The 16,291-nt window shown below is 64.8% G+C and carries 11 protein-coding genes; 7 read left to right on the forward strand and 4 right to left on the reverse strand.

Annotation, left to right across the window (positions count from 1 at the left end):
• The 4 genes from K678_RS11020 to K678_RS11035 form a co-directional block, all read left to right on the forward strand.
• A partial coding sequence (locus K678_RS11020; protein WP_021132526.1) for a 2-oxoglutarate dehydrogenase E1 component occupies positions 1 to 2,375 on the forward strand: 2,375 nt, incomplete at its 5' end.
• A 36-nt stretch (positions 2,376 to 2,411) separates the two neighbouring features.
• Positions 2,412 to 3,599, forward strand: coding sequence for a 2-oxoglutarate dehydrogenase complex dihydrolipoyllysine-residue succinyltransferase (gene odhB / locus K678_RS11025; protein WP_021132527.1), 1,188 nt, complete (start codon positions 2,412 to 2,414; stop codon positions 3,597 to 3,599).
• Between the two features lie 5 nt (positions 3,600 to 3,604).
• A complete protein-coding gene (gene lpdA / locus K678_RS11030) occupies positions 3,605 to 5,014 on the forward strand; it encodes a dihydrolipoyl dehydrogenase (protein ID WP_021132528.1) in 1,410 nt (469 codons plus the stop codon).
• A 401-nt stretch (positions 5,015 to 5,415) separates the two neighbouring features.
• Entirely contained in the window at positions 5,416 to 6,768 is a 1,353-nt protein-coding gene (locus K678_RS11035) for a DNA recombination protein RmuC (protein ID WP_021132529.1), read from the forward strand.
• Between the two features lie 290 nt (positions 6,769 to 7,058).
• Here the strand turns inward: K678_RS11035 and pgi are convergent, their stop codons facing one another.
• Both pgi and mtnA read right to left on the reverse strand, forming a co-directional pair.
• The gene (gene pgi / locus K678_RS11040) at positions 7,059 to 8,705 is read right to left on the reverse strand and encodes a glucose-6-phosphate isomerase (protein ID WP_021132530.1); all 1,647 of its coding nucleotides are present in this window, start codon (positions 8,703 to 8,705) and stop codon (positions 7,059 to 7,061) included.
• A gap of 140 nt (positions 8,706 to 8,845) precedes the next feature.
• Positions 8,846 to 9,946 (reverse strand): S-methyl-5-thioribose-1-phosphate isomerase, encoded by a 1,101-nt coding sequence (gene mtnA, locus K678_RS11045; RefSeq protein WP_021132531.1) that lies wholly within the window; start codon positions 9,944 to 9,946, stop codon positions 8,846 to 8,848.
• Between the two features lie 122 nt (positions 9,947 to 10,068).
• Between mtnA and cmk the strand changes: the two genes are divergently transcribed.
• Complete coding sequence (cmk, locus tag K678_RS11050; protein ID WP_021132532.1) at positions 10,069 to 10,707, forward strand: (d)CMP kinase; 639 nt, start codon at positions 10,069 to 10,071, stop codon at positions 10,705 to 10,707.
• A gap of 136 nt (positions 10,708 to 10,843) precedes the next feature.
• Positions 10,844 to 12,544 (forward strand): 30S ribosomal protein S1, encoded by a 1,701-nt coding sequence (gene rpsA, locus K678_RS11055; RefSeq protein WP_021132533.1) that lies wholly within the window; start codon positions 10,844 to 10,846, stop codon positions 12,542 to 12,544.
• A gap of 267 nt (positions 12,545 to 12,811) precedes the next feature.
• On the opposite strand, the gene tldD is transcribed toward rpsA, so the two are convergent.
• A complete protein-coding gene (tldD, locus tag K678_RS11060) occupies positions 12,812 to 14,245 on the reverse strand; it encodes a metalloprotease TldD (RefSeq protein WP_021132534.1) in 1,434 nt (477 codons plus the stop codon).
• Positions 14,246 to 14,357: 112 nt separating this feature from the next.
• Between tldD and K678_RS11065 the strand changes: the two genes are divergently transcribed.
• Positions 14,358 to 15,650 carry a DUF3422 family protein gene (locus K678_RS11065; protein ID WP_021132535.1) on the forward strand — a complete coding sequence of 431 codons (1,293 nt, stop codon included), beginning with the start codon at positions 14,358 to 14,360 and terminating at the stop codon, positions 15,648 to 15,650.
• A gap of 15 nt (positions 15,651 to 15,665) precedes the next feature.
• Here K678_RS11065 and K678_RS11070 read toward each other — a convergent pair whose 3' ends face one another.
• Positions 15,666 to 16,289 carry a hypothetical protein gene (locus K678_RS11070; RefSeq protein WP_021132536.1) on the reverse strand — a complete coding sequence of 208 codons (624 nt, stop codon included), beginning with the start codon at positions 16,287 to 16,289 and terminating at the stop codon, positions 15,666 to 15,668.
• Positions 16,290 to 16,291: the final 2 nt, after the last annotated feature.

Below are 16,291 nucleotides of genomic sequence, written 5' to 3' on the forward strand. Positions count from 1 at the left end.
AGGACCCGGATCAGAAGGCCTGGATTCAGAAACGCATCGAATCGATTCACAACCGTACCGACTTCACCCCGCGCGGCAAGCAGGCGATCCTGGAACGGCTGACCGAAGCCGAAGGATTCGAACGATTCCTGCAACTGAAATATACCGGGACCAAGCGATTCGGCCTGGAGGGCGGCGAGACCGTCATTCCCGCGCTGGAACAGATCTTAAAGCGCGGCAGCCAGCTTGGCCTCAGCGACGTGGTGATGGGGATGGCCCATCGCGGCCGTCTTAACGTGCTGGCCAACTTCCTGAAGAAGCCCTATCAGGCGATTTTCTCGGAATTTCAGGGCAACGCCGCCCATCCCGAGGACGTTCAGGGTTCGGGCGACGTCAAGTACCACCTTGGCACCTCGGGCGATCGCGATTTCGACGGCAAGGTGGTCCATCTGTCGCTGGTGCCCAACCCGTCGCACCTTGAGGTGGTCGGGCCGGTGGTGGTCGGCAAGGTCCGCGCCAAGCAGACCCATCGCGGCGATACCGAGCGGGCAAGCGTGCTGGGGATCATCCTGCACGGCGACGCCGCCTTCGCCGGTCAAGGGATCGTGCCGGAAACCTTCCTGCTGTCGCAATTGAAGGGCTATGCCACCGGCGGCACCCTTCACATCATCATCAACAACCAGATCGGCTTTACCACCGCGCCGCAATATTCGCGCTCGGGCCCCTATTGCTCGGACGTCGCCAAGGGCTTCCAGGCCCCGGTGTTCCACGTCAACGCCGACGACCCCGAAGCGGTGGTGCACGTCGCCCGCATCGCGATCGAGTTCCGCCAGGAATTCAAAAGCGATGTCGTGATCGACATGCAATGTTACCGCCGTCAGGGCCATAACGAGGCGGACGAACCCGGCTTCACCCAGCCGCTGATGTACCGCAAGATCGCTGACCATCCGACGACGCGGGCGATCTATGGGGCCAAGCTGGTCGCCGAAGGGGTGATGAGCGCCGAGGAGGTCGAGGCCCTGTACGCCGATTTCCAAGCGTTGCTGGAGCGCGAGTTCCAGGCCTCGAAATCGTTCAAGGTCAACAAGGCCGACTGGCTCGAAGGCAAATGGCAGGGCATCGTCCAGCTTGCCGACGAAGAGGAATTCCGCGAGGAAAAGACCGGGGTTCCGATCGATCTGTTGCGTGAGGTCGGCGAGGGTCTGGCCCGGGTGCCCGACGGCTTTGCCGTCAATCGCAAGGTGCTGCGCCAGCTTGAGGCCAAGCGCGAGATGATCGCGACCGGGGCGGGGATCGACTGGGCCACCGCCGAGGCGCTGGCGTTCGGAACCCTGCTGGTCGAGGGTAATCCGGTCCGCCTCTCCGGTCAGGATTGCGGACGCGGCACCTTCTCGCAGCGTCATTGTCGTCTGGTCGATCAGGAGACCGAGGCCCGTTACGAGCCGCTGAACCATCTGCGCGGCGAACAGGCCCGGTTCGAAGTGATCGATAGCCCGCTGTCGGAAGAGGCGGTGCTGGCGTTCGAATACGGCTATTCCCAGGTCGAGCCGAATTCGCTGGTGATGTGGGAAGGCCAGTTCGGCGATTTCGCCAACGGGGCCCAGGTCATCATCGACCAGTTCATCACCTCGGGCGAATCAAAGTGGCTCCGGATGTCCGGTCTGGTGCTGCTGCTGCCGCACGGCTATGAGGGCCAGGGACCGGAACACAGCTCGGCGCGGTGGGAACGCTATCTGCAATTGTCGGCCGAAGACAATTGGCTGGTCTGCAATGTCTCGACCCCGGCCAATTACTTCCACGCCTTGCGCCGCCAGTTGCGCCGCAATTACCGCAAGCCGCTGGTCATCATGACCCCGAAATCGCTGCTGCGGCACAAGCTGTGCGTCTCCAACCTCGACGAGTTCCAGGCCGGAACCCGCTTCTATCGGGTGCTGGCCGAAACCAACCGCCTGATCCCCGATGCGAAGATTCGCCGGGTGCTGCTGTGCTCGGGCAAGGTCTATTACGACCTGCTGGAAGAACGCACCCGGCGCAATCTCGACGATGTCGCGATCATCCGAGTCGAGCAGCTTTATCCTTGGCCGAAGGATGCGATCAAGCATCAGCTTGCCCGTTATCCCAACGCCGAATTGCTGTGGGTTCAGGAAGAACCGGCCAATATGGGGCCGTGGACCTTCGTCGATCGCCGCATCGAATTCATCTGCGAGGAACTCGATCTGAAGGCGAAGCGGGCGGTCTATTGCGGTCGCAAGGCGGCGGCGTCGCCCGCCAGCGGTCTCTACAAGACCCATGTCGCCGAGCAGCAATCGATCGTCGAGAAGGCCCTGGTTGGCGAACTGGGCGATCTGTTCCAGCCGTTCCGCCGCGCCACTAAACTGTCGCGTCTGCACGCATAGAAAATAAAAGACAATAGGATCAAGGGAAGCACCACCATGTCGACCGAAATCAAGGTTCCCACGCTGGGCGAATCCGTCACCGAGGCCACCGTCGCCAAATGGTTTAAGGCGGTCGGCGACACCGTGCGCGCCGACGAATCGCTGGTCGAACTGGAAACCGACAAGGTGACGGTCGAAGTGCCGTCACCGGCCTCGGGCGTACTGACCGAGATCATTGTCGCGAGCGGCGCGACCGTCGAGGTCGGCGCGGTGCTGGGCCTGATCGGTGAAGCGGGAACCCAGCCGATTGTGCCGGTGACCAAGCCCGCCGCCGCCCCGGCCCCGGCTCCGGCCCCTGCCGCTGCCGCTCCGGCTGCTCCGGCGGTGATGCCGTCGGCGAAGAAGATCGCCGCCGATGGTGGGCTCGATCCCGCCACCCTGGACGGGACCGGCAAGGGTGGCCGGGTGACCAAGGGTGATGTGCTGTCGGCGCTGGCCACGCCTGCCCCGGCTGCTGCGGCTCCCGCTCCTGCCGTGACCGAAGGCCGCGAGGAACGGGTGAAGATGACCCGTCTGCGCAAGCGGATCGCCGAGCGTCTGAAGGACGCTCAGAATACCGCCGCGATGCTGACCACCTTCAACGAAGTGGACATGACCGCGCTGTTCGATCTGCGCAACCAGTACAAGGACGCGTTCGAGAAGAAGCACGGGACCAAGCTGGGCTTCATGTCCTTCTTCGTCAAAGCCTGTGTCGCCGCGCTGAAGGAATGGCCGGCGGTCAATGCCGAGATCGCGGGCGACGAACTGGTCTATAAGAAATATTATGATATCGGCGTTGCCGTCGGCACTCCCCAGGGTCTGGTGGTGCCGGTGGTGCGCGGTGCCGACCAATTGTCATTTGCCGGGATCGAACAGACGATCGCCGGGCTGGGCAAGAAGGCCCGCGACGGCAAGCTGACGATGGAAGATTTGAGCGGCGGCACCTTCACCATCTCCAATGGTGGGGTCTATGGCTCGTTGATGAGCACCCCCATCCTCAACCCGCCGCAATCGGCGATCCTGGGGATGCATAAGGTGCAGCAGCGGCCGATGGTGATGCCGGACGGCAGCATCGTCGCCCGTCCGATGATGTATCTGGCCCTGTCCTACGATCACCGCATCATCGACGGCCGTGAAGCGGTGTCGTTCCTGGTCCGGGTTAAGGACGGGATTGAGGATCCGTCGCGCCTGCTGCTGGAGGTCTAAGCCCGATGTCCGACTCTTCTTTCGATCTCGTCGTCATCGGCGGCGGGCCGGGCGGCTATGTCGCCGCGATCCGGGCCGCGCAACTGGGTCTGTCGGTCGCCATCGTCGAAAAGCGTCCGACGCTGGGCGGCACCTGCCTTAATGTCGGCTGCATTCCGTCGAAGGCGCTGCTGGCTGCCTCGCACCATTACCACACCGCCGCTCACGGGCTGGGAGCCTTTGGCGTCAAGGTCGCCGGGGTCGAACTCGACCTGCCCGCGATGATGGCCCACAAGGACAAGGTCGTTGCCGACAACACCAAGGGCATCGACTTCCTGCTGAAGAAGAACAAGATCACCCGCATCCTGGGCGCTGGGTCGCTGGCCGGGAACGGTCAGGTGACGGTGACCGCGGCGGACGGGGCGGTCTCGACCGTGGCGGCGCGGTCGATCGTGCTGGCGACCGGGTCCGAAGTGACGCCGCTGCCCGGCCTTGCCATCGACGAAGAGGTGTTCGTCTCCTCGACCGGCGCGCTGGCGCTGCCCCAGGTGCCGAAGCGGCTGGTGGTGATCGGTGGCGGCGTGATCGGGCTGGAACTCGGCACGGTGTGGAGCCGTCTGGGGTCCGAGGTGACGGTGGTCGAATATCTCGACCGTATCCTGCCGTTCCATGACCTTGAAGTGTCGAAGACGATGACCCGTCTGCTCGGCCAGCAGGGGATCGGCTTCAAGCTGGCGACCAAGGTGGTCGCGGGCGAGCGCAAGGGGGCGGGCGCGGTCCTGACCCTCGAACCCGCCGCCGGTGGGGCCACCGAAACGCTGGAGGCCGATATCGTCCTGGTGGCGATCGGTCGCCGTCCCTATGTCGAGGGATTGGGGCTGGAGGCGGCCGGGGTTGACCTGACCAAGCGCGGCTTCGTCAAGATCGACGGCTCGTTCCGCACCAGCGTTCCCGGCATCTATGCGATCGGCGATGTCGTCGGCGGCGCGATGCTGGCCCACAAGGCCGAGGAAGAGGGCGTTGCCCTGGCCGAAATCCTGGCCGGTCAGCATGGTCACGTCAATTACGAGGCGATCCCTTCGGTGGTCTATACCTGGCCGGAAGTCGCTTCGGTCGGCCGCACCGAAGAGCAATTGAAAGAAGCCGGAATCGCCTACTCTGTCGGCAAATTCCCCTTCCTCGCCAACGGCCGGGCCCGGTCGATGAACGACACCGACGGCTTCGTCAAGATTCTCGCCGATGCCGCCACCGATCAGGTGCTGGGTGCCCATATCATCGGCCCCAATGCGGGCGATCTGATCGCCGAGATCGTGCTGGCGATCGAGTTCGGCGCGGCGGCCGAGGATATCGCCCGGACCTGCCACGCCCATCCCGCTTTGTCCGAAGCGGTCAAGGAAGCGGCGTTGGCCGCCAATGGGCGGGCGATCCACGTTTGATCCTGGGGTGGACGGGGACAGGGGGCAGATCTGCCCCCTGTCCCCGTCTGACCGGACCAACGCATCGCCGATGCCATCATGGCCGCGCCTGACGGGGGGAGCCTCGCGGATACGGGCTCGATCAGAACATCTCTGTCGCTGGGGGAATTTGAGGGCCGGCGAGGAACCGGCAATCCGACTTGCAGTTCCTCGCCGCCCTGGTCGATTCGCGCGCTGCAAGGGGGGGGGCTGCGGGGCGCGCGGACCGATGTGCCTGTTCCGCCAGGGGGGATGGCGGAGGAGGCGAAACGGCGGGGACGCAGGGTGGACTGAACGTCCCGTTCGCTTCTATGTAAGTAGAATAATTCTTATTTGATGCATCCACAACACCTTTTTTAAGCCGCCCGAACGGACCTGTCGCCATGATCGTCGAAATCGCTGCCGCCATCGCCGCCGTGGCGTCGCTTGTCACCTTGGTCGCCGTATTGTGGACGGGGAGACGTGGCGGCGACACCGAGCGGCTGGACTGGATCGAACGCAGCCTGCGCGAGGATTTCGCGGCGCAGGCCCGGTTGGGTCGCGAGGAGATCAGCGGGCAAATTCGCGCCTTCGAGGCCGAGGCCCGCGCCGCCGCCGAACGCACCCACAGCGATCTGCGCCTGCTGATCGAGCAGAAGCTGGCCGAGGCCCGCTCGGATCAGGCGGCGCAAGGGCGGGCGCTGCGCGAGGAGGTCGCCACCGGTCTCAAGCAAGTCGGCGATGGGATGGCGGCGACCCTGCGCGAGCGGCTCGACAGCGTGGCGAAGGCGGTGAGCGAGCAGACCCGCACCATTGCCGATCAACTGGAGCGGATGCGCGGCGACAACAGCGCCAAGCTGGAACAGATGCGTCAGACCGTCGATGAGAAGCTTCAGGGCACGCTGGAAAAGCGGCTGGGCGAGTCCTTCAAGCTGGTCAGCGACCGGCTGGAGCAGGTGCATAAGGGACTGGGCGAGATGCAGACCCTGGCTAGTGGGGTCGGCGATCTGAAGCGGGTGCTGACCAACGTCAAGACCCGTGGCACCTGGGGCGAGGTCCAGTTGGGCGCGCTGCTCGACCAGATTTTCCGCCAGGACCAGTTCATGCGCGAAGCCAATTGCCGCAAGGACAGCGCCGAGCGGGTCGATTACGCGATCCGCCTGCCGGGCAAGGGTAAGGACGAGCCCGAGGTGCTGCTGCCGATCGATTCGAAATTCCCCAACGAGGATTACGAACGGCTTCAGCTTGCGGTCGAACGCGCCGATCCCGAGGCGGTCGAACAGGCCGCCCGCGCGCTGGAGACGCGGGTCAAGCTGTGCGCGCGCGCCATTCGCGACAAATACATCAATCCGCCGGTTACCACCGACTTCGCGATCCTGTTCCTGCCGACCGAGGGTCTGTATGCCGAGGTGCTGCGCCGTCCCGGCCTGATCGACCTGATCCAGCGTGACTATAAGGTCGTCGCCGCCGGTCCGACCACGCTGGGGGCGATCCTCAACGCGGTGCAGATGGGCTTTCGCACCATGGCGATCGAACAGCGTTCCAGCGAGGTGTGGGAAATCCTGGGCGCGGTCAAGACCGAGTTCGGCAAGTATGGCGAGGTGCTGGACAAGGTGCAGAAAAAGCTTCAGGAGGCGTCGAAGACGATCGACGACGTCGCGGTCAGGAAGCGGGCGATCGACCGCCAGCTTCGCGCCGTCGAGGCTGCACCGGAAAGCGGGGTTGCTGCCCTGTTGTCCTTCGACGATCCCGCCTAGAGGGGTGCGGAAAAGCGCCGCGTCGCGGTCGGGCGACGGCCCGAACCCGTTCGGAGGCGCAGCCTCCGAGCCGCCAGTTTCTTTGAAATCAATACGTTAATAACTGGCGGGTTGGGGATCGGGGGCAAACGCCCCCGAAGTTTGAGTGTTTCCGCAGCCTGCTCATTGGGCAAAGACGGTTCCACCTCCGTCCTGGCCGCCCCTCGGGGCCGCTTGGCTCCGCGCCACGAGGTGCCTAGGCCCTTTGGGCCTAACCAACCCGCATGAGTTTCACTCATTGCAGGTTGGTATTATCCCCCGGTGCGCAGCGAGCGGATCGTCGCGATCAGTCCGGCGGTCGAGGAATCGTGCGGGTTGGCCGCCGCTTCGCCCGACAATTCGGGCAGGATCGCCTTGGCCAGCGCCTTGCCCAACTCGACCCCCCACTGGTCGAAGCTGTTGATGTCCCAGATCACGCCCTGGACGAACACCTTGTGCTCGTACAGCGCCAGCAGCATTCCCAGGGTGCGGGGATCGAGACGGCGGTAGAGCAGGGTATTGCTGGGGCGATTGCCCGAGAACAGCCGGTGCGGCAATTGCGCCTCCAGCTCGTCGCCGGACAGACCGGCGGCGGTCAGCTCGGCGCGGGCCTCGTCCTCGGTCTTGCCGCGCATCAGCGCCTCGGCCTGGGCCAAAACGTTCGACAGCAGCAACAGATGGTGGTTGCCCAGCGGATTGTGCGTCTCAGCCGAGGCGAGGAAGTCGCAGGGAACCAGCCGGGTGCCCTGGTGAATCAATTGGTAAAAGGCGTGCTGGCCGTTGGTGCCGGGTTCGCCGAACAGGATCGGGCCGGTGGTCCAGGTTACCGGGGTGCCGTCGCGGCTGGTCGATTTGCCGTTGCTCTCCATGTCGAGCTGCTGGAGATAGGCGGGCAGGCGGTGCAGATACTGGTCGTAGGGCAGGATCGCGATCGCCTCGGCGCCGAGGAAATTGGCGTTCCACACCCCGACCAGGGCCAGCAGCACCGGCATGTTGGCTTCAAGCGGCGCGGTGCGGAAATGCTCATCCATCGCATGGGCACCGGCCAGCATCTCTTCGAAATGGTCAAAGCCGATCGCGACGGCAATCGACAGGCCGATTGCCGACCACAGCGAATAGCGGCCGCCGACCCAGTCCCAGAACGCGAACATGTTGTCGGTGTCGATGCCAAAGGCGGCAACCGCCTTGGCATTGGTCGAGAGCGCGACGAAGTGATGCTTGACCGCCGCCTCGCCTAGCGCCGTGACCAGCCAGTCGCGGGCGGTGTGGGCGTTGGCCAGGGTTTCCTGGGTGGTGAAGGTTTTCGAGGCGACGATGAACAGCGTCGTCGCCGGATCGCACAGCTTCAGAATCTCGGCGGCCTGGGTGCCATCGACGTTCGACAGGAAGTGAACGGCGAGATCGGGGCTCTGATACGGCTTCAGCGCGTCGGCCACCATCGCCGGGCCAAGGTCCGAACCGCCGATGCCGATATTGACGACGCTGCGGATCGGCTGGCCGGTGGCGCCCCGCCACACGCCGCCGCGCACCTGCTCGGCAAACGTCTTCATCCGCGCCAGCACCGCCCGGATTTCCGGCATCACGTTGATTCCGCCGACCCGGATCGGCCGGTCGGAGCGGTTGCGCAGCGCGACATGCAAAGCCGAGCGGTGTTCGGTCAGATTGACCTGATCGCCACTGAACATCGCATCGCGGGCGGTTTCGATTCCGGCCTCGCGGGCAAGGTCGATCAACAAAGCGCGGGTGGCGTGATCGATCCGGTTCTTCGAATAATCCAGCAGCAGATCGTCGAGATGAACCGAAAACGATTGGAACCGATCGGGATCGGTGGCGAACAGCTCACGCATCGACGGCAGGGTGCGCGGATCAGCTTTTTCCGCCAGCGCCTGCCAGGCCGGAAGTGTGGTGGGATGGGTCACGACGTCTCTCCCCCTGCGAGCGTTCAACCGGGGCGAACTGTACTCCGGTTCAGCCGTGCTGTCGCCCGCTTCTCCGCCGATTTGAGAGATGAAATTCCCGTGACGGCAAGGGGGTATTAACCCCTAGCCGCCCTGTTCGATTATCCCCGTTCCGGGAACAGCGCCTTCAATCCTTCGGGGCTGGCCGGGCACACGCCGCGCTCGGTGATCAGGCCAGTGATCAACCGGGCCGGGGTGACGTCGAAGCCGTAATTGATCGCGGGCGAGCCATCGGGGGTCACCTGAACCTCGGTGACGGTCCCCGCCTCGGTCTTGCCGAAGATGTGGGTCTGTTCGCGGGCCGAACGCTGCTCGATCGGGATTTCCTTGACCCCGTCGGCGACGGTCCAGTCAATCGTCGGGCTGGGCAGGCCGACATAGAACGGGACGTTGTTGTCCTTCGCCGCCAGCGCCTTCAGATAGGTGCCGATCTTGTTGCAGACGTCGCCGTTGCGGGTGGTGCGGTCGGTGCCGACGATCACCAGATCGACCAGCCCGTGTTGCATCAGATGGCCGCCGGTATTGTCGGCGATCACGGTGTGGGGGACGCCGTGCCAGTTCAGCTCGCGCGCGGTCAGGCTGGCGCCCTGGTTGCGCGGCCGGGTCTCGTCAACCCAGACATGGATCGGAATCCCGGCGTTGAACGCCTTGTAGACCGGGGCCAGCGCGGTGCCCCAATCGACGGTGGCCAGCCAGCCGGCGTTGCAATGGGTCAGCAGATTGATCCGCTCACCGCCCGCCGCTTTCTTCTTTTCCCACAGATCGGCGATGATGCGGCAGCCATTGTCGCCGAGCGCGCTGTTCATCGCGACGTCTTCGTCACAAATCTCGGCGGCGCGGGCATAGGCGGCGGCGACGCGATCTGCCACCGGCAGCGGCGACAGGGCGGCGATCATCTCGTCTAACGCCCATTTCAGATTGATCGCGGTGGGGCGGGTGGCGTGCAGCCGGGCATAGGCGGCAGCCAGACCGGCATCGGAGGCATCCTCGCGGGTGGCCAGCGCCATGCCATAGGCGGCGGCGGCACCGATCAACGGCGCGCCGCGCACCCACATGTCGCGGATGGCGGTTTCGGCATCGGCCAGCGAGCGCAGGGTCAAGACGACGAAATCGTGCGGCAGACGGGTCTGGTCGATGATCTCGACCCCGATGCCGTCAGCGGCAAGCCAGATGGTGCGGTACGATACGCCGTCAATCTTCATGTCTGTCCCCCCGATCCTAAGAAGGCGCGAACTGTAGCCCATGGTCCCGGCGGTGGACAAGAGGAGGGGCGACGGGTAAACGACGGTGCACCACGACGTTAAGATCAGAGGGAGCTCGGTTCGTGACCATCATCGCCATCGACGGCCCGGCGGCGGCCGGGAAGGGAACGCTGGCCCGGCGGCTGGCTGCCGAACTGGGCTTCGATTACCTCGATACCGGCTTGATCTATCGCGCGGTGGGGATGAACCTGCGCCGCGCCGGAACCGATCCGGCCGACGAAGCCGCTGCCGAGGCGGCCGCCCGTGCCCTGGTTCCGCTTGATCTGGCCGCGACCGATCTGCGCGGCGACGACGCCGCCCAGGCGGCGTCGAAAGTGGCGGCGATTCCCGGCGTTCGTGCCGCTCTGCTCGACTTCCAGCGCCGCTTTGCCCACACCCCTCCGGGCGGAAAAGGCGCGGTGCTGGACGGGCGCGATATCGGCACCGTGGTCTGCCCCGATGCCGAGGTGAAGCTGTTTGTCACCGCGTCGCTCGAAAAGCGGGCCGAGCGGCGGCTGAAGGAGTTGCAGGCGGCGGGCCGGGGAGGTATACAGAGCGCCGTCCTTGCCGACATGAAGGAGCGCGACGACCGCGACCGTAACCGGTCCGTTGCCCCCTTAAAGCCGGCGGATGGTGCCATCGTGCTGGATACCTCCGACCTCGACGCCGACCAGGCTTTTGTCCTCGCGCTGTCGTACATTCGGACCGGTGTTCCGGAATAACGCGAGACCGGTACCTGTAACAGTTTCGCCCGCCGTCCGGGGTTTGCCCGGGCGGTGGGTTTCGTTTGCTTCGTAAAGACCGCCGGATACAACCGGCAGGCCAGTAAAAATACGATTCGAAAGGAACTTCAACTCCATGACCAATTCCCCCATTGACGCGGGCGATGATTTCGCCTCCCTGCTCGACGAGACTCTCGGCGTCGGCGGCACGTTCGAAGGCTCGGTGATCCGCGGCCTGATCGTCACCATCGACGGTGACCATGCGGTGATCGACGTCGGCCTCAAGTCCGAAGGCCGCGTCCCGCTGAAGGAATTCGCCACCGCTGGCCGCGCCGCCGAGATCAAGGCTGGCGACCGCGTTGACGTCTTCATCGAACGCTACGAAGACAAGAACGGCGAAGTCGTTCTGTCGCGCGAGAAGGCCAAGCGCGAAGAAGCCTGGACCCTGCTCGAGAAGTCGTTCCAGGACCAGCAGCGCGTCAACGGCGTCATCTTCGGCCGGGTCAAGGGCGGCTTCACCGTCGATCTGTCCGGCGCGGTGGCGTTCCTCCCCGGTTCGCAGGTCGATATCCGCCCCGTGCGCGACATCACCCCGCTGCTCGGCACCACTCAGCCGTTCCAGATCCTCAAGATGGACCGCTCGCGCGGCAACATCGTCGTGTCGCGTCGCGCCGTTCTCGAAGAGACCCGCGCCGAACAGCGCAGCGAGCTGATCGAGAACCTGAAGGAAGGCCAGATCCTCGAAGGCGTGGTCAAGAACATCACCGATTACGGTGCGTTCGTCGATCTCGGCGGCGTCGATGGTCTGCTCCACGTCACCGACATCGCCTGGAAGCGCATCAACCACCCGTCCGAGGCGCTGCATATCGGCCAGACCGTCCGCGTTCAGGTCATCCGCTTCAACCCGGAAACCCAGCGCATCTCGCTCGGCATCAAGCAGCTTGACGCCGATCCGTGGGAGGGTGTCGAGGCCAAGTACCCGGTCAGCGCCAAGTTCACCGGCCGCGTCACCAACATCACCGACTACGGCGCGTTCGTCGAGCTGGAGCCCGGTGTCGAAGGTCTGGTCCACGTCTCCGAGATGTCCTGGACCAAGAAGAACGTCCACCCCGGCAAGATCGTTTCGACCTCGCAGGAAGTCGAAGTCATGGTGCTGGACGTCGATCCGCAGAAGCGCCGCATCAGCCTCGGCCTGAAGCAGACCATCTCCAACCCGTGGGAAAGCTTCCTCGAGCGCTTCCCGTCGGGCACCATCGTCGAAGGCGAGATCAAGAACATCACCGAATTCGGTCTGTTCATCGGTCTGCCCGGCGATATCGACGGCATGGTTCACATGTCCGACCTCGATTGGGAAAAGCCCGGCGACGCCGCCATTCAGGACTTCAAGAAGGGCGACGTGGTCAAGGCGAAGGTTCTCGACGTCGACGTCGAGAAGGAACGCATCAGCCTCGGCATCAAGCAGCTGTCGTCCGATCCGTTCCATGACGCCATCGCTTCGATCAAGAAGGGCGACGTCGTGACCTGCACGGTGACCCATGTCACCGAAAACGGCATCGAAGTCACCGTCGAAGGCCTGACCGGCTTCATCCGCAAGAGCGACCTGTCGCGCGAGCGGTCCGAGCAGCGTCCCGAACGTTTCGCCATCGGCGAAAAGATCGACGCCAAGGTCACCGCGCTCGAGAAGGGTGCCCGCAAGGTCAGCCTGTCGATCAAGGCCCGCGAAGTCGAAGAAGAGAAGCAGGCGATGGCCGAGTACGGTTCGTCCGACTCGGGTGCTTCGCTCGGCGACATCCTCGGTGCCGCGATGCGCAAGGCCCAGGCCAGCGAAGACAAGTAGTCTTCGTTACAGCCTGACCGAATGAGGGAGGCCCGGAACCGCAAGGTTCCGGGCCTTTTTCTATGCGCGACCGATGGAGATGGCCGGGTCCAGGCCCGGCCATGACGGGGTGGGTGTTTTTGAGACCCGGAACCGTCTCTCCGTTCCTATGCCGCAGGGTGAGAGCGTCTCCCCCGGGCTTGACCCGGGGGTCCTGCCGTTCCGCCGAACCGTCAGGGACTCGTGGGACCGGACGGTACGCCGGGTCCGACGGGTGTTCTGAAGGCCCTAAACCGCCGTGCCGCCGACGGTCAGCCCGTCAATCCGCAAGGTCGGCTGGCCGACCCCGACCGGGACGCCCTGACCGTCCTTGCCACAGGTGCCGATGCCGGGATCGAGCGCCAGATCGTTACCGATCATCATCACCCGGCTCATCGCGTCGGGGCCGTTGCCGATCAGGGTGGCGCCCTTGACCGCGGGGCCGATCTTGCCGTTCTCGATCAGATAGGCCTCGGAGGCGGAGAAGACGAACTTGCCGTTGGTGATATCGACCTGACCGCCGCCGAAATTGACGGCGTAAAGACCACGCTCGACCGAGGCGAGGATTTCCGCCGGATCGGCTTCGCCCCCCAACATGAAGGTGTTGGTCATCCGGGGAATCGGGGCGTGGGCAAAAGATTGACGGCGGCCGTTGCCGGTGGCGGCGACGCCCATCAGCCGGGCGTTGAGACGGTCCTGAAGATAGCCGGTCAGGATGCCGTCCTCGATCAGCACGGTGCGGCCCGAGGGCGTGCCTTCGTCGTCAATCGAGATCGAACCGCGCCGGTCGGGCAGGGTGCCGTCATCGACCACGGTGACGCCGGGGGCGGCGACCCGTTCGCCGATCCGGCCCGAGAAGGCCGAGGTGCCCTTGCGGTTGAAATCGCCTTCCAGCCCATGGCCGACCGCTTCGTGCAGCATCACGCCGGGCCAGCCCGGCCCCAGCACCACCGGCATTTCTCCGGCCGGAGCGGGGATCGACCCCAGATTGACGTTGGCCTGACGCAACGCTTCGTCAACGCTGTCCCGCCAGGTTTCCGGCGCGGTGATGTCGTCATAACCGATCCGGCCGCCCAGACCGTGCCCGCCGGTTTCCATCCGTCCGCCCTCGGACAGCACCACGCTGACGTTGAGGCGCACCATTGGCCGGATGTCGGCGGCCAGCGAACCGTCGGCGCGCAGGATCGCCACCGCCTGCCACGAACCGGACAGCGAGGCGGACACCTGGGTGACGCGGGGATCGCGCGACCGGGCATAGGCATCGATCTCGCCCAGCAGGGCGACCTTGGACTCGAACGCCATCTGGGTCAGCGGATTGAAATCGGCGTAGAGGCGGCGGCCGGTGCCGATCGGAGCCAAGGCCAATTGTCCGGAATGACCCGAGCGGACGGCCTTGACCGTCGCGGCGGCGCGGGTGATCGCATCCAGGCTGAGGTCCGAGCCGTGGGCGTAGCCGTGCGCCTCGCCCGCCACCGCGCGCAGGCCGAAACCGTGGGCGGTGTCGAAATTGGCGCTCTTGATCCGGCCGTCATCGAGAACCACCGTTTCCGACTGGCGATATTCCAGAAACAGTTCGCCGTCATCGGCCCCGGCCAGGGCGTCGGCAACGATGCGGGTCAGGCGGGAGCGGTCGAGACCGGCGCGGACAAAGAGAAGATCGTGAGCCTGGGCGGCGTGGGGCATGGGAACTCCGGCAGTGACGGGACGGTGACGATTAGATGTGGTGATTGGCAGACGGGCGGGAAGTGTGTAAAGGTTTCCACCTAGAGCATCCATCATTAGGGATATATGGGCAATGGCCGAGGCTCTGCCACTCCGACCGATTGCCATGCGCGAGCATGCGCAGCGCCGTATCCTGGCGGGGGAGATTCACGCCCGTCCTTTTGACCTGCTGTCGAGTCCGTTGCGCGTCTCGCATCTGGCCCTGGTTCATGCCGATGCCGCTGCCGAGCGGACCCACCTGTCCGAATTGCTGGCGGCGAACGGGGCCGAACTGCTGGCGTCGGAAAGCAATTATTTCAGCCGCGAATTGGGCGGCTTCCGGCTGCGCTGGGAGCGTCACAGCGAGTTCTCGACCTATACCGTGTCGCGCAGCGATCCCTTTACCGCGCCGTTCGAGGCGACCGCGCTTGATCTGCTGCCGGTCGGCTGGCTGGAAGCGTTGCCGGGCGAGTTGCTGGCCGCCGTCCATGTCGTTGCCAACCGCAATCTGACCGATGATCTCGCCCCGCTGTTCGGCGGTAATCCGATGGTCGGCAGCAAGGTCGCTGGCGGCAATGGCGAGCTGTGGACCGATTTTCGTCTGCATTGCGACGGATTCGGCCGCGTCGTCCTGCGCGATTTCGGACTGAGCCCCAGCCAGACCGGCCGCCTAGTCCAGCGGGTGCTGGAAATCGAGACCTATCGGATGATGGCGCTGCTGGCCTTCCCGCTGGCGCGCTATGCCAATAACGAGACCGGACGGATCGACCGCGAACTGGCCGATATCGTCACCCAATTGGCCGATCCCACGGTGGTGCAGAACGACCGCGATCTGTTGGAAAGTCTGACTCGACTGGCCGCCGAGGCGGAACAGTTGGACGCGACCACCAGCTTTCGTCTTGCCGCCGCCAAGGCCTATTTCAACATCGTCAAATCGCGGATCGGGGAATTGCGCGAGGAACGGATTGTCGGCTTGCAGACGATCGCCGAATTCACCGAGCGTCGTCTTGGCCCGGCGATGAAGACCTGCGAGGCCGCTGCCCGCCGTCAGCAATCGCTGGCGACGCGGGTGTCACGGGCGGGCGATCTGCTGCGTACCCGGGTCGATATCGCCCTCGAAGAAAAGAACCGCGATCTGCTGAAGTCGATGAACCGCCGCGCCGAATTGCAGCTTCGCCTGCAACAGACGGTCGAAGGGCTATCGGTGGTCGCGATCACCTATTACCTGCTGGGGGTGATCGGCTATCTCGCCCGGGGGCTGGCCGATATCGGGGTGCCGGTTCGCTTTGATTTCGTCGAACTGGTCGCGGTGCCGGTGGTGGCCGGTGCGGTGTGGTTGGGAGTGCGCCGCCTGCGCAAGGCCCTGGCGGCGCAGCATAAGGAATAGAGGGGCGGCGTCCCTCTATTCCTTCTTTTCCTCTTTCTTCTCTTTTTCTTTTTTCGGTTTGGGCTTCGGCATCCGCGAATCGAGCAATTGGTGCATCTTGGTGTCCATCAGGAACAGCACCGTTCCCTCGTTATCGTCGGCCATCTGAGCCTCGATCGAGCCGTTGACCCAGCGGATATAATGGGCGGTCTTCAGCGTCGGCGGCCCCCACCGTTCGATCAAAGCGGCGGCGGTCTTGTCGAACGCCTCGCGCGGCTGGCGGCCGGTCATCTGGAAAATCCGCTCGGACCCGCTTTCGTCCTCGATCGCCATGAACCAGAAATCGGTCGGCGTTCCGGCCAGCACCACCTGACGCTGGACCCAATCGTCCTTGCCCGCATCGGTGAACAGGGCACAGCGATTGACCCGGGCGGCGACCATCGCGCTGGGCAGGGCCAGCGGGGTGCGGTCGGCCCCGGGGGGGCGTTCCTGATCCTGGGCACAGACCAGCCGGGTGTTGGCGGGGAAGGCGGCGAAGCGCAACTGGTTCAGCCGCATCCCGATCTGGGCCAGACCGATATCGAACGGACGTTGCGGGGTTTCGGCGAGGGCGGGGCTGGCGGCGGCCAGCAACAGGACGGCAAGCAGCGGACGAAGCATTG

This window comes from Magnetospirillum fulvum MGU-K5 (genome assembly GCF_000442515.1).
GTDB classification, from domain to species: Bacteria; Pseudomonadota; Alphaproteobacteria; order Rhodospirillales; family Magnetospirillaceae; genus Phaeospirillum; species Phaeospirillum fulvum_B.

Bases quoted from the DNA above. Each gene is read 5' to 3' on its own strand.
- odhB (WP_021132527.1), top strand. From the start codon at position 2,412: ATGTCGACCGAAATCAAGGTTCCCACGCTGGGCGAATCCGTCACCGAG.
- K678_RS11070 (WP_021132536.1), bottom strand. From the start codon at position 16,289: ATGCTTCGTCCGCTGCTTGCCGTCCTGTTGCTGGCCGCCGCCAGCCCC.
- mtnA (WP_021132531.1), bottom strand. From the start codon at position 9,946: ATGAAGATTGACGGCGTATCGTACCGCACCATCTGGCTTGCCGCTGAC.
- K678_RS11035 (WP_021132529.1), top strand. From the start codon at position 5,416: ATGATCGTCGAAATCGCTGCCGCCATCGCCGCCGTGGCGTCGCTTGTC.
- tldD (WP_021132534.1), bottom strand. From the start codon at position 14,245: ATGCCCCACGCCGCCCAGGCTCACGATCTTCTCTTTGTCCGCGCCGGT.
- K678_RS11065 (WP_021132535.1), top strand. From the start codon at position 14,358: ATGGCCGAGGCTCTGCCACTCCGACCGATTGCCATGCGCGAGCATGCG.
- lpdA (WP_021132528.1), top strand. From the start codon at position 3,605: ATGTCCGACTCTTCTTTCGATCTCGTCGTCATCGGCGGCGGGCCGGGC.
- rpsA (WP_021132533.1), top strand. From the start codon at position 10,844: ATGACCAATTCCCCCATTGACGCGGGCGATGATTTCGCCTCCCTGCTC.